6 protein-coding genes are annotated in these 14,101 nt (G+C 68.9%); 3 read left to right on the plus strand and 3 right to left on the minus strand.

Annotated features, from left to right (window positions below; all coding sequences use genetic code 11):
- The first annotated feature begins 241 nt into the window (after nt 1–241).
- Entirely contained in the window at nt 242–928 is a 687-nt protein-coding gene (locus QM568_RS14370) for a GTP pyrophosphokinase (RefSeq protein WP_415139861.1), read from the plus strand.
- Between the two features lie 30 nt (nt 929–958).
- Here QM568_RS14370 and QM568_RS14375 read toward each other — a convergent pair whose 3' ends face one another.
- The gene (locus tag QM568_RS14375; RefSeq protein WP_415139862.1) at nt 959–3,151 is read right to left on the minus strand and encodes a LuxR C-terminal-related transcriptional regulator; all 2,193 of its coding nucleotides are present in this window, start codon (nt 3,149–3,151) and stop codon (nt 959–961) included.
- A 403-nt stretch (nt 3,152–3,554) separates the two neighbouring features.
- Nucleotides 3,555–4,769: an amidohydrolase gene (locus QM568_RS14380; protein ID WP_415139863.1), complete on the minus strand. Its 1,215-nt coding sequence runs from the start codon at nt 4,767–4,769 to the stop codon at nt 3,555–3,557.
- Between the two features lie 184 nt (nt 4,770–4,953).
- Here QM568_RS14380 and QM568_RS14385 point away from each other — a divergent pair, with 184 nt between their 5' ends.
- Together QM568_RS14385 and QM568_RS14390 are read left to right on the plus strand one after the other, a co-directional pair.
- Nucleotides 4,954–12,684 carry a hypothetical protein gene (locus QM568_RS14385; RefSeq protein WP_415139864.1) on the plus strand — a complete coding sequence of 2,577 codons (7,731 nt, stop codon included), beginning with the start codon at nt 4,954–4,956 and terminating at the stop codon, nt 12,682–12,684.
- 131 nt (nt 12,685–12,815) lie between these two features.
- On the plus strand, nt 12,816–13,343 hold the full coding sequence (locus QM568_RS14390; RefSeq protein ID WP_415139865.1) for a flavin reductase family protein: 528 nt from the start codon (nt 12,816–12,818) through the stop codon (nt 13,341–13,343).
- Nucleotides 13,344–13,347: 4 nt separating this feature from the next.
- Here QM568_RS14390 and QM568_RS14395 read toward each other — a convergent pair whose 3' ends face one another.
- Entirely contained in the window at nt 13,348–14,049 is a 702-nt protein-coding gene (locus QM568_RS14395; protein WP_415139866.1) for an SGNH/GDSL hydrolase family protein, read from the minus strand.
- Nucleotides 14,050–14,101 lie beyond the last annotated feature (52 nt).

The raw sequence follows: 14,101 nt of genomic DNA on the forward strand, positions 1-14,101 counted from the left end.
CCGTTCCGGTCGCGATTGGTGCTGCTTCGGCGTCCGCCTCCCCCGCTCCGGTCGCACTTCGTGCCGCTAAAACATCGCCAGAGCGACACGGATCGCGACCGGAACCGAGGGCGCAGCAGCCGGAGCGGCACGGATCGCGACCGGAACCAAGCGCGCAGCGGGTCGCGCGGCATCGGCCGCGATCCGAGCATCCGTCCCTCCGTCTCAGCAGTTTCCGATCACCGATGGATAGCGTCGGGGGATGAGCTCCATTTCTGCGGACGAGAGCGCGATCAGCGAGGCGAGAGAGCTGCGCGACCGGTTCCAGAGGTTCTTGCACGAATACGAGTTCGGCATGCGTGAGGTCGAGACGAAGATCTCGATCCTGCGCGACGAGTTCACCCACCACCACGCGTACAACCCCATCGAGCACGTGAAGAGCCGCGTGAAGGCGCCCGACAGCATCGTGGAGAAGGCCGCCCGCAAGGGCATCGAGGACCCCGACTTCGACCGCATCCGCGCCGAGATCACCGATATCGCCGGCGTTCGCGTGACCTGCAGCTTCATCGCCGACGTCTACCGTCTCTTCGACCTGCTCACCGCCCAGGACGACATCACCGTGCGCGTCGTGAAGGACTACATCAAGAACCCCAAGCCCAACGGCTACAAGAGTCTGCACGCGATCATCGAGGTGCCCGTCTTCCTGTCGACCGGCGCCCTCTCGGTGCCGGTCGAGGTGCAGTTCCGCACCATCGCCATGGACTTCTGGGCCAGCCTCGAGCACAAGATCTACTACAAGTTCTCCAACCGGGTGCCAGCGCACCTCGTCGAAAGCCTGGCCGACGCGGCCGAGGCGGCCGCCGAGCTGGATCTCCGCATGGAGCGGCTGCACCGCGAGGCGCACGGCGTGCCCCAGCGCGCGCTCGAGCCGCCCGTGATGCGGGTCTGACGGCGCCCGCCTGATCGCGCGGGCAGCGCGTCAGAGCAGTCGGAGATGGCGGGCGGCCTCGATCGCCTCTCGTCGGCTCCGCACGCCGAGCTTGCGGTAGATCGACCGGATCTGGGTCTTCACCGTGTTCTCGGAGACGCTCAGCGCCTTCGCGGCATCCGCACTGCTGCGGCCATGTGCGAGCTCTGCCAGCACCCTGCGTTCGCGGTTGGTGAGCAGGATGCCGTGTGCGCTATCGAGAGGGAACAGTTCCAGTCCTTCCAGGAGCCGCAGGAGCTCCGGGTCCCCGGCGAGGAGCTCGGAGAGGTCTCTGTGCGGGATGCCGGCGAGACCGGTGAGCAGCCCGTGCTCCCTAGCGATCTCCGTGCTGACCCTCCACAGCTCTCCTGCCGCCTCGCGATCCCCCCTCCGCAGTGCGCAGGCGGCGGCGATCGCCGAGAGGGCAAGGCGCTGCCGAGGGCTGCGTGCGTGCTCCAACGCCGACGTCACGAGGGAGGCCGCTCGCTGTGTCTCGCCCGTCGTGAGGAGGAGCCGCGCCCTGGATGCCGTGATCGCTCGCGAACGTCGATGGGGCGAGCTGGCGAGGGCGTCGCTGGCTGCCTCATGACGGCCGAGAGCGATCAGAAGGTCGATTCGCAGGGCGATCAGAGCACTGGACAACGCGGGGCTCTCCGGAAAAGATCGCTGATGCCTGCGTTCGCCGTCGTCGAGAGCGGCCAAAGCCGCCGCCGCTCCGCTCGATTGCCAGGTGGCGTGCACATGGAGGATCAGGAGGTGGGCCCAATGCTCCGTCGTCGGCAGGTGGGGTTCGGCGAGGGAGAGCACCGTGCGTGCCTCGCGCGCCTCGCCATGATCGAGCAGCACCTGCGCCTTCGCCATCAGGAGCGTGATCGCCGTATAGCTGCGTTCGAAATCCTCTGGCAGTTCCAGAGACCACGCAGCCTCCAGATCGCGGGAGGCGGCAGGGCCATCTCCGCGCCAGGCCGCCACGAGCGCGCGCATCCCGAAGACACGGGCCCGCTCGATTGCGGGGCGGTCGGGCAGCACCTCGATGCCTGCTTCGTCCAGGAGGGCGAGCGCAGCATCCGGATCATCCACGTCGAGGTGCGTGAGGGCGCCGTAGCTGAGGAAATGGGACATCGCCTCCTCGATCTCGTCCCGTTCGTCTTCGACGCGCCCGAGCATGGCGACGAAGCGACGAACCGCAGTGAGCGCGAGATCGTAGCGGCCGATCAGACGCAGCGCGAGCACGACCGCCCCCTGGATCCACAGGTCGTCTGCACTGACCGGACGGGACTCGGTGAGGCGCCGGCTCTCCGCGGCGCCGAGCAGCGCGCTGAAGGCGGCGAGGGCACGCACGCGCTGGCCCTCGCTGTACAGGCTGAGGGCGTGTCCGAGCTGCAGGATCGGATGCCGTCGCCGAATGATCGCGGGGATCGTCTGCAGGCGCCTGGCGATCTGCGCCGAGCGATCGGTGACCTGCAGGAGTCGGCGACGGTAGAACCGCGCGGCGCGATCCCAGTCCGCCGCGTCCGCTGCCGCGAGGAAGGCGGACCCGTGGTCTCCGCTGAGGCTGTGCCGGTCGGCGAGCAGCCTCAGGGCGAGCCGGCGCTGGTCGGCGGGTGCGGCGTTCAGCTCTTCTCTCAGCATGGTGCGCAGCGCCGGCTGCAGTTGGAGAGCGCTGCGCTCGTTGTCGAGCCACCAGGCCAGCCCCTGCGCGGTGAAGGATTCGATCGTGTCCAGCGTCTGCGCAGAGAAGCCCTGATGGCGGGCGATTGCCGGTTCGATGACGTCGCCGATCGACAGCGAGAGCAACTCGGGGTAGACCGGGAGCGCGCGCAGCGGCGCGAGTGCGCGGGCGAGATGCGGCGAAGGGGCGTCATCGTCGGGACGGGCTCTGGCATCGAGCTCGGCGCGCACGGCGAGGGGCCATCCTCGGGTGAGGTGCAGCAGCTCTTGCGCATCCGATCGGGAGAGCTGCAGATCGGCGGCGTCGGCGAGCTCTTCGATCTCATCGAGATCGAAGAGGAGGGCGTCATCAGGGAGCCGCGGATGCTGCTCGAGAATGCAGCCGTCGTCGTCGGCCGGACGCGCGGACAAGACCACCCGGACGGCGCTCTCGCTGTTCAGCAGGCGGTTCAGATCTACCGCCAGCGCTGTGCCGACGGCGAGCTCCGCGCGGTCGACCACGACGATCACCGGATCTTCGACGGTCGCCAGCATCCGCGTCAGCCGTATCAGGTCAGGGGGGCTGACGGCGATGCCGGAGGGAAGGACCGGGACACCGGGGAGCCCGGCCTCCTGGAGGAGGCTCAGAAGCAGGGGCCAGAAAACCTTCCGTCGGACGGAACCCTCATCGAGAGTGACCCATACCAGCGGCTCCGAGGACGAGCGCGTGCGCGCCCAGGCCGAGAGTGAGGACGTCTTCCCCGCGCCCGTGGCGGCACGGATCACCCGGAGCGGGCAGGAGGAATGCTCCTGCATCCACTCCGCCAGCCGGGTACGCGTGATCGTTCCGGGCGCGAGGCGGGGCAGGCCGTGGTTCAGCGGGCGAATGGTCCCGTTGCGGGAGTCCGCCGTGGTGGTCACATGCTCCTCCCCTCTCCGATCCGAGCGGTCATCGACATTACCCCAGGAACTCCCTGGCCGCCGTCTCGAGCGCCGTGACGCCCACCTCGATGGTCGGGTGGATCTCCGGGGCGAAGAAGGGGGAGTGGTTGGTGGGGATGTCGCTGTTCACCGTGCCGGCCGCGACGGCTGCCGCGTACTTCGCCGGGTCGAGACCGCCCCAGAACCAGAACACGAGCGGCACGTCGGCGTCGCGGGCGAACCAGGACACGTCCTCGCTGCCGGTGAACATGCCGGGATCGATGACCGACGTCTCGCCCAGGACGCGCCGCAGCGCGGCGGACACGCGCGCCGTGGCCTCCGCGTCGTTGATGGTGGGAGGCAGGGTGTGGTCGGTGCGGATCTCGGGTTCGCGCTCGGCGCCGGATGCCGCGGCCTCCGCCCGCACGATGCGCTCGACGCTCGCGAGCACCCTTTCGCGCATCTCGTCGTTCGGATAGCGCAGGCTGAGCTCGAGCGTCGCCTCGGCGGGGATGATGTTGTTCTTGAGGCCGGCGTGGATGGAGCCGACGGTGACGACGGCGACGTCGCGCGGGTCGACTTCGCGCGACGCGATGGTCTGCAGGCGCATCACGGTGGCCGCGGCCATCACGACCGGGTCGATCGTGGCGTGCGGGCGCGAGCCGTGCCCGCCGCGTCCGTGCAGGGTGACGGTGAGGCCGTCGGACGCGGCCATCTGGGTGCCGCTGCGCACGCCGATCACGCCGGCCGGCAACGGGGTGACGTGCTGGCCGAGCACGATGTCGGGTTTCGGGTACCGGCTGAGGATGCCGGCATCCAGCATCGCCCGCGCGCCCGCACCGTACTCCTCGGCCGGCTGGATGAGCACCACCGCCGTGCCCGACCATTCTGCCCGAGCGGCGACCAGTCGCTCGACGGCGCCGATCATCGCGGTCACGTGCATGTCGTGGCCGCAGGCGTGCATCACCGGCACGGTGTTTCCCGCCGGGTCGACGCCGGTCACCGTGCTCGCGTAGGGGAGCCCGGTCTGCTCGGCAACGGGCAGTGCGTCCATGTCCGCGCGCAGCCAGACCACGGGGCCGTCGCCGTTCGCGAGCACGCCGACGACGCCGGTGACGCCGACGCCCTCTTCGACCTCGAGGCCCAGATCGCGCAGGTGCTCCGCCGCGATGCCCGCGGTGCGCGTCTCCTGGAAGGACAGCTCGGGATGCTGGTGCAGGTCGATGTAGAGCGCTTCGAGGTCGATCGTCATGGCCCGAGCCTACCCCCGGTGATCGGCCGCTCGAAGAGGGTGAGAGGGTGGGTGAATCTGCCGCATCCATCGACGCGGAACCTGCTCTTTTGCTTAGCTGGGACTGTGAGTCTGCTAAAGACCCATGTGTTGTGGTCGCAGAGGGGTCGTTCGCGTTGTCGAACGGCCGAGGGGAGATCTTCACATGTCTGCAGTGCGCAGAGATCGTACGGGCGAGAAGCCGCGGCGGCGACTGATCGGTGCGCCCGGCACCGGTCGTTGGGCGGTGGTCCTGGTGGCGCTGCTCGCGCTCATCGCACCTGTGGCGGTGCCGTCCGCCGCGATGGCAGCGGGCTCCGGCGTGCTGTCGGTGACGATCACCCCCGTCGATTACGCCACCGGAGATCTGCAGACGACGGCGGGCTCCGGCCAGCACGACAACAAGGTCGCCTACCGGGTCACGTATTCGTGTGTTGCGGCGCTGTGCGAGAACACGACGGTGCAGCTCGCGCCCCCGCAGGCGGATCCGAATGGGCTCGCCGCACAGAACCCCTGGACGGCCGCACGCGAGACTCTTCTGAGGTACAGCACGTGGACGCCTCCGGCAGCGGGCGGAACGATCAGCGGCAACGACGTGACGGGCAAGGTCGTCACGCTCGGCGACATCCAGCCTGGCAGAGGCGGCAGCTTCCTCGTGGTCTACGACTGGACGACCACCGGAACGTACAACGTCATCTGGGCGCCGCAGTTCTACCCCGGAGGCTTCCAGCTCGAGAACACCGCGACGATCTCCTCCCCGACGGCGACCGGGTCGCGCACCGCCGTGGCCGCGCCGGTGACCTGGGAGAACGTCGTGCCGAGTCCGGCCATGGGTCGTCAAGCCGCTGCTATCGTCAAGCCGGACGTCAACCTCACCTATAGTCTCGCCATGAGCTCGGGCAGTCTGATCTCGGCGGGCAGCGGTCGCATCGCCGGATTCGATTACCTGCAGGCCGCAGGCGCCTGGTATGTCATCGAGGAGCTCCCGGCTGAAGCTGAATACGTGTCCAGTTCCGACGGCGGCGTCTACGATTCCGCTCGGCATGCGGTGATCTGGACACGTGGCTATGACACGTCGGGCAGCTACACCGGGCCGGTGGCCAACGCTGGCGGCGGCTGGGGCGCAAGCTGGTTCACGCAGTGGTCGCAATCACGGGGCTACAACGTTCGCACCGTGACGGTGCGTTTCCCTGCCGAGAATTTTGCAGCGGCAGATGCGAACGGCTGCAATTTCGACGCGGACGTGAATTTCAACGCCTCTACGCGGGTGACCTACGTCGACTCCGCAGAAACAGAGAAGACCGCGGGTCAGACGCAAGCGATGACCGTCTCGTGCTGGGATCCCTTCGGGCGCGGTACCATCACGAAGGACAGCACTAATGACGCCGGCGCAACTTCGCCGCGCCTCGTCAACGCGCCGCCGGATGTGACGGGGATGACCTGCCCGGCTTCGGGGCAGGATGCCTGGGGGCGCACCTGCACACCCGGGCAGCCGCTCACCGCGTTCGCAGCCAACCAGAAGTACTGGGAGGTCAACGCGTACAACGCCGGCAACGTGCCCGGCGTCGTCACCATCGTTGACGACGACCTCGATCACGACGGGATGCCCGTCTACCAGATCACGACCAGTCTTTCCGCGACGATCGAGTACACCACGCAGTGCGGCACCGGTGCGCCGTCATCCGCTGTTTTCACCGGCACGAACCTGCAGCTCACTGCGGCACAGATCGCCGCAGGCTGCCACATCATCTCGGCTCGCGTCACGATTCAGAACGTCGCTGCCACCAACATCCGCCCCAGTCAGACCTCGCTGGGCACGCGTGTGTATGCCCGCTTCCACTATCAGGTACTCCCGGGTACCCCGGTCACCGGAATCGTGCAGACGAACACCGCATCGGGGACGATCAGCTATCCCGGGTACAGTCTCGCCGATGTGACTCTCGGGCCGGTGTCGCGGAGCGTCAAGCTACGAGAGCAGCCCAACGTCACGCTTCGCCCTGTGATCGACGCTGCGGTCCCGGTCGCGCCCGTCGTCGAAGGGGGTGGTCTTGCTGTTCCCGGTTCGGTGGTGACATTCACCGTCGGCGGAACGACCACGAATATTCCTCAGGACTCCGAGTTCGTCCCGCAGTACGTCTTCATCGCACCCGCCGGTTGGACCGTGCGAGAAGGGAGCGCGGCTTTCGCCGCAGGCGCCGTTCCCGACGGTGTGCAGTTCGCCTATCGCACCGTGACGGTCGGTGGTGTCGAGCGTCAGGCGGTCGTGGCGACGTGGCCTGCAGGAACGGTCTTCGGGCGCAATGTCACGCTGCCGCAGATGACGGTCGTCGCCCAGCCCACCTACGCGGTCGCCGCGGGCACGCTGAGCGCCTACGACGCGTGGATCGGCGACTCCCAGCACTTCTGGGATTCGACGCAGGCGACCTTCGATGCACAGGTGCAGGATGCCCCCGACGTCGACGGCGACGGCGACACGACAGAATGGTTCTCGCGTGCCGCCGGAACCATCCTGGTGTCGTCCTCCGATGCGCTGAGCATCGTCAAGCAGATATGTCGGCCCGACTCGAGCCAGCCCGACGGCTGCGAATGGATCGGCACCCCCGGTGTGAGCGTGCAGGTGTCGACGGTGGCATCCGACATCCGTTACAGGGTGACGATCCAGAACACCGGAAACACCCAGATCTCAGAGGTCGTCGGCTACGACGTTCTGCCGTTCGTCGGCGACTTCGGCACGAGCGACGCTCTCGCAGACACTCCGAGGGGCTCCGAGTTCGAGGAGCGGCTCACCGCTGTCGAGAACGTGTCCGGTGATCTCGAACTGACCTACTCCGACTCGACTCAGCCCCCGCGACCCGAGGTGTACACCGGAGCGGGGACGAGCGGTGACTGGACGGCCGATGTGACGGGCGCGAGAGCGATTCGTGCGGAGGTCGACGGTGCTCTGGCCCCTGGTGAGACAGTGTCCTTCGAGTACACCGCGTCTGTCGGTGCAGGGGCTGCGGCCGATTCCGTTGCCTGCAACTCGGTGGCTGTCGCCTCTGACCGCCTCGGCGTGCTCGAGCCCGTCGCGGTATGCGCCACAACGGCCGAGGCCGACCTCCAGCTCACGGTTCCCGATCGTCTTCCTCTGCAGGAGGGGCGGCCTGGGTTCGTCCCGTTCACGGCCAGCAACCACGGCGGCTCACAGCTTGCTCCGTCGGTGGTGGAGCTCGAGATTCCCGAAGAGCTCAGGGTCGACTCGCTGACGCCTGTCGGATGGACCTGTGCGGTCGTCGGAGATGACGATGCGGCCCTGCCGGTGGATGGTCCGACCACCCTCAGCTGCACGGCGAACGCGCCGATCGCGATGGGAACGCCCGTCGCGCTCAATCTGCCGGTGACGCCAGCGGAGGCGCTTGACGAACTGTGCATCGACGGGGCGATCTCCGGTGACATGTACGATCCGGATCTCACCAACAACGACGCCTCTTCGTGCCTGCTGGTCGCAGCAGAGGGCGGACTCGTCGTGGACAAGACAGACGGACGCACGGTCGTCGGCGCATCCGACGGAGAGTACACCTACACCGTCGATGTCGTCAACGCTCTCGTCGGAGAAGCGCTCCCAGGAGTCGTGATCACCGATGAGCTGCCCGAGGGCGTGATCTTCGTCAGCGCGTCAGACGGGGGCGTTCTCTCCGGGGCATCCGCCGAAGGGCTCGGCGGCACAGTGACCTGGCCCGCTGTCGATCTCGCAGCAGCAGGAGTGCCCGCCGCTGACGGCGACGTCGCCGACGGTGCCTCCGGGTCTTCGGTCACCCGCACGGTCACCGTGCGGGTCCACCACTCTGCCGCCGGCCCGGTGACGAACGTCGCCCGCGCGAGCGCCGCCGACCCGGCGGATGGCACCGGCACCATCGAAGACGAGGCGGAGGACGTCGACGCCCTGCGTCAGCTGACGCTGGCCAAGACGTCGGATGCCGCTGCGGCCGGTGTGCGCCCTGGAGATGTGGTCGAGTACACGCTCACTCTGCGCAACACGGGCACAGCCGACTTCACCGCGGCTGAGCCCGCCGAGCTCTTCGACGACCTGAGCGATGTGCTCGACGACGCGCAGTTCGTCGCGGGGTCGGCGAGCGCACGCGTCGATGGCGGATCGGCGGATGCCGTCGCCGACCCCGAGGCTGGCATTCTCTCCTGGTCGGGAGCCCTGCCAGTGGGGAGCGAGGTCGTTCTCACCTATCGGGTGACCGTGGGCGATGGCGCATCGGGCGACCGGGCGCTGGTCAACGCGGTCGGCCTCGACGACGATGTCGATGCCTGCGTCGACGGCTTCGACGGCGCGGGGAACTCGTGCGCCGTGGTCGAGAGCGGCTTCGCGCCAGTGCTCGACAAGCGCGTCGCCTCCCTCACCCAGGGAGAGGACGGTCTGTGGACCATCGTCTACGACATCGACGTGACGAACCTCGATCCCTCGGCTGCGGCGGTCTACACCGTCTCCGACGAGCTCGGCTACGGTGCCGGGATCGCGGTGCACAGCGCCCAGGTGACGTCGGCGCCGAGCGGCGTCGACGCGTCGGGATGGAGCGGCACGGGAGCGATCGCGAGCGCTGTGACACTGCCCGGTGGCGCTGTGCACACCTACCGCGTCACGGTGGTCGCTGATGCGGGCGCGATCGCGGGCACGGCCGCTGCCGAGTGCGCCGCAGGCGTGAACGGCGGCTTCGGCAACACGGCCGCGCTCGTGGTCGACGGCGCCGAGGAGCTGCCCGACTTCGCCTGCGCCTCGCCAATCGAGCCGACGGTCGGAAAGACCGTCGCCGATCCGGTGCAGAACGAAGACGGCTCATGGGACATCACCTACCGGATCACCGTCGCGAATCCGAGCACCACCCCTGCAAGCGGGCTCTGGTACTCGCTCGACGATGCCTTCGCGCTGCCCGATGGCGTGACGGTCGACGCCGTCGCCGTCAGAGGGCCCGACGGGGCGCCGCTGAACCCGGACTTCGACGGCGTCACGGAGACGACGCTGCTGACCGGACCGGATCTGATTCCGGCGGCATCCGCTGCGCTGCCCGCGACCAGGGTCTACACGGTGACCCTCACCGCCCAGGCTCCGGCAGGCGAGATCGACCCCGCCGAGCTGCGTTGCGTGCCGGATGGTGACGGCGGGTATCTCAACACTGCGACGCTGCGCTCGGGTTCGAGCGGCACGGTCGTGGACGAGGACTCCGCGTGCGCGCCGGTGCAGCCGCAGCCGATCCCGGAGATCGTGAAGACGGTGCAGAGCACCTCGATCGACACGGCGACGGGCATCTGGAACGTGGAGTACCGCGTTGTCGTGACCAACCCGAACGCGCAGTACTCGACGCGGTACGACTTGAACGACGAGCTGCACTTCGGCGATGGCGCTCAGATCGTGTCGGCGGTCGTCTCCAGCTCGGATGCCGTGACCGCACCCGGCTGGAATGGCAGCACGGTCACCGCGGTCTCCGAGGACGTCACGCTTGCGGCGGGAGCATCCGACACCTACACGGTCACGGTGCTCGTCGACCCGGCATCCCTCGACGACGAGTCCGCAGCGGCGGACTGCCGGATCGATGAGGCGGAGACGGGAACCGGATACCTGAATGTCGCCACGGTGACCGCTGGCTCCGTGCAGCGCACGGCCTCGGCATGCACGCCGATCACCGACCCGAGCGTCACGAAGACCGCGGTCGGCCAGCCGGTTCAGGATGCCGAGACCGGCCTGTGGACTCTCGAGTACGAGGTGACCGTCACCAACCGTTCGACGACGTCGACGCAGGAGGGTCTGCCGTACACGCTCGAGGACGCATTCGAGTTCCCGGCGGGAACCGAGGTCGCTGATGTCGAGGTCCGCTCCGATGAGGGCACTCCGAACCCGGAGTTCGACGGCTCGCGCGACACGACGCTCGCAACCGGGCTGATCGGCCCTGCCGAGGACGAGGCGACGCCGCGTCGTCATGTCTACCTCGTGACGGTGACCTTCAAGGTCGTCCCCGGATCCAGCGATGAGGCGCTCTGCGATCCGCTGCAGGGCGATGGCGGTCTGCGCAACGAGGTCGAGCTGGCCGTCGGGTCGCGCACCAGCGGTGCCGAGGCGTGCGCCGACCTGCCCGAAGTGCTGGTGCCGACGATCCACAAGAGCGTGGTCTCCCAGGAGCAGCTGGCTGATGGCACCTGGGCGGTCGACTACGTCATCACGGTCGGCAACCCGTCGAACACGACCGGCACCGAGTACTCGCTGGAGGACCGGTTCGCCCTCGGCGACGGGATGCAGATCGACGGCACCCCGACGGTGACAGCGCCCGACGGGGTGGAGGTCGAATCCGGCTGGGACGGCGAGTCGGAGACCTCGCTCGCTGAATCCGTCGTGCTCCCCGCGGGCGGCAGTCACGAGTATGCGGTGAGCGCCGTGGTCGACGCCGCCGATGTGCTCGGCAGCGCCGCCGCCGGAGACTGCACGATGGCCGAGGGCGAGTCGGGCACCGGGATGACCAACCTCGCCGTCCTGCATGCCGGTGCCGATGAACGCACCGCCGATGCGTGCGCGCGTGCCTGGGACCCGGGTGTGACGAAGACGCAGAACGGTGCTCCGCTCCCGCAGGCCGACGGGTCATGGCTGCTCTCCTACACGCTGTCCGTGCAGAACCCGGCGCCCGTCTCGTTGCGATACGAGTTGCGTGACCAGCTCTCCTTCCCGGAGGGCACCGAGATCGTCGTGGAGTCGGCGGTCGGGCGCGACGGGGCTGCGGAGGTCGAAGACTCGTGGAATGGCACGGATGAGACCGTGCTCGTCGTGGCCGGAACGCTGCTGCGGGAGCACGCGGTGCACGTCTACGACATCGTGGTGCGGGCGACGCTGCCGAGCACGCAGAGCGATGTCGAAGACGGGTGGACCAACACCGCTGAGGTGCGCTCGAGCACCGGCGGCGTGGTGTCGAGCGAGGCCCGCGTGAGCGACGACCTCCTGCTGCCCAGGCTCTCGGTGCAGAAGACGGCGAGTGCTCCGGATGCTCCGAAGATCGGCGATCTCGTCGAATACGTGGTGACCGCGACGAACGTCGGCGACGGCGCCTTCACCAGCCGGTTCCCCGCGGTCGTCTGGGATGCGCTCCACGGTGTGCTCGATGACGCCGAGTTCGTGGATCAGCCGACGATCGAGAGCGGCGGCGGGGGTGTCGCGCTCGGCGCCGACGACTACCGCTGGTCGGGGCCGTTGGCGCCCGGAGAATCGGTCGCCATCCGCTACTCGGTGGAGATCACCGAAGGCGGAGACGCCCTGCTGCGCAACATCGCCTTCCAGGGGATGCCGACCGATGAGGCTCCACGCGTTCCGCAGGAGTGCGCGGCACCGGCCTGCGCGGTCACGGAGACCGGCATCCCCGCGATGCTGGTGCAGAAGAAGGCCGACCGCGAGATCGTCTCCGCCGGTGAGAACGTCACGTACACCGTGTCCGTGACCGGGACCGGCCAGGCGGATCTGACCGCGGAGAACCCCGCCGTCGTCACCGACGACCTCGCTCAGGTGCTGCGCAACGCCGACCTGGTCGGCGAGGTGGCGGCGACAGCAGGCGACGTGGAGCTCGTCGACGGCGTGCTCACGTGGACGGGTCCGCTCGCGGTCGGGGAGACCGTGGAGATCGTGTACACGGTCACGGTGCACGACGAGACCGCAGACGGGGTCGTGCTCGTGAACACGGCGGCAGCGGATCCGTCGCGGCTCGCGCTCGCCGCAGACGGCGAACCCGCATCGCGCACGGCGACCGCGAAGACCACGGTGACCTCGCTCGCGGTCACCGGCCCCGTGGGTCTCACCGCGGCCGCGGTCCTCGCCGCGCTGCTGCTGATGCTCGGGATGGCCTTCATCGTGGTGCGCGGTCGCCGACGCGCAGTCTGACCGGCTCGTCGGGTCGGGGGTGTTCGAGGTGCTGCGCAGCGCCGGGTTCGAGGTGCGACCGGCGGCGTGGGGCGATGATTCATTCCGGTGAATCGACCCCGAGGGGCGGAAACGGGCATACGGTGGCAATCGTGACAAGTACGAACCGCACACCGTCGAACCCGATCCCCACTGAGGTCGGCGAGGGGCTGAAAGCCGCCTTCCGCCAGCATCCGGCGGGGGTCGCGATCATCAGCGCCGACAGCCCGACCGGTCCGCACGGGCTCACCGCGTCGAGCGTCGCCTCTGTGGCCGTCGACCCTGCGGCGATCGTGTTCTCCGTGACGAGGGCCACCGGCAGCGCCGGGGCGATCCTCGACGCGGAGAGCTTTGTCGTGCACCTCATCGACGACGAGCACGCGGGCGTCGCGCAGAACTTCGCGGTCAGCGGCGCCGAGCGCTTCACCGCAGAGCAGGGCTGGCAGACGCTGCCCACCGGCGAGCCCTATCTGCCCACTGCCCGCGTGGCGCTGCGCTGCCGGGCGATCGAGAAGGTTCCGGTCGGATCGTCGACGGTCGTGATCGCCGAGGTGCTCGAGGTGATCTTCGGGCGCCCCTCCCGCGCGCTCGTCTACGTCGACCGCAGCTTCCACGCGCTGCCGCACGACGAGGGTCGCTGACCGCTCAGGGCAGGCGCGTGGCTTCCGTCACGCGGGCGCGGAGCAGGCCGAAGGTGCGTGCCCGCTCGGGTGCGGGATCAAGGCCGAGGGCCGTCGCCGCCTCCAGCGCGATCGCCGCGTGACCGGCGGCGTTCGGGTGGAACGCGTCGTTCATGAGGCCGGTCGGCACGCCACCGCGGCCGATGCGGGTGAACGCGGCGTGCACATCGACGAGCGCGACCTCGTGCGCTGCGGCCACCACGCGCATCGCCTCGGCGAACTCGGCGATGCGGGCGCGCTCGGGTGCCTGCACGACGTCGACGGATGGCGGGGTGAGCAGCACCGGGATCGCCGATGTCGCGCGCACGCGCTCGACGAACTGGACGAGCGCGTCGCCGAACGCCCCGGCGTCGATGGGAGGGAAGGCGCCGGCGGTGGAGCAGTCGTTGGCGCCGATCATCAGGGTGACGACATCGGGCCGCCACATCGCGACGCGGCGGTCGAAATCGTCGAGGATCTGCGCGAGACGGTGCCCGCTGATCGCGGTGTTCACCATCACGTCGTCCACGCGGAACCGCTCGCTGCGCACGATCTCGTGCAGATGCTCCGCATAGCTGCGCACGCCCTGCGTGTGCATGAGGCCGTGGGTGATCGAGTCGCCCGTGATGACCCAGTTCAACGGGGCGTCGGCGGCGAGGAGCGTGCGAAGGCGATCGAGGTCGTTCATGCTGCCATTCTCGCGGGTCGGGCGGGGCGGGGCCGGCGGGTCGGGCGGGGCG

The organism is Microbacterium sp. (assembly GCF_047607465.1).
Taxonomy (GTDB): Bacteria; Actinomycetota; Actinomycetes; order Actinomycetales; family Microbacteriaceae; genus Microbacterium.

What these genes read in the sequence shown, in the direction of transcription:
- QM568_RS14380 (WP_415139863.1), bottom strand. Translation starts at nt 4,769, where the DNA reads ATGACGATCGACCTCGAAGCGCTCTACATCGACCTGCACCAGCATCCC.
- QM568_RS14370 (WP_415139861.1), top strand. Translation starts at nt 242, where the DNA reads ATGAGCTCCATTTCTGCGGACGAGAGCGCGATCAGCGAGGCGAGAGAG.
- QM568_RS14395 (WP_415139866.1), bottom strand. Translation starts at nt 14,049, where the DNA reads ATGAACGACCTCGATCGCCTTCGCACGCTCCTCGCCGCCGACGCCCCG.
- QM568_RS14385 (WP_415139864.1), top strand. Translation starts at nt 4,954, where the DNA reads ATGTCTGCAGTGCGCAGAGATCGTACGGGCGAGAAGCCGCGGCGGCGA.
- QM568_RS14375 (WP_415139862.1), bottom strand. Translation starts at nt 3,151, where the DNA reads ATGCTGGCGACCGTCGAAGATCCGGTGATCGTCGTGGTCGACCGCGCG.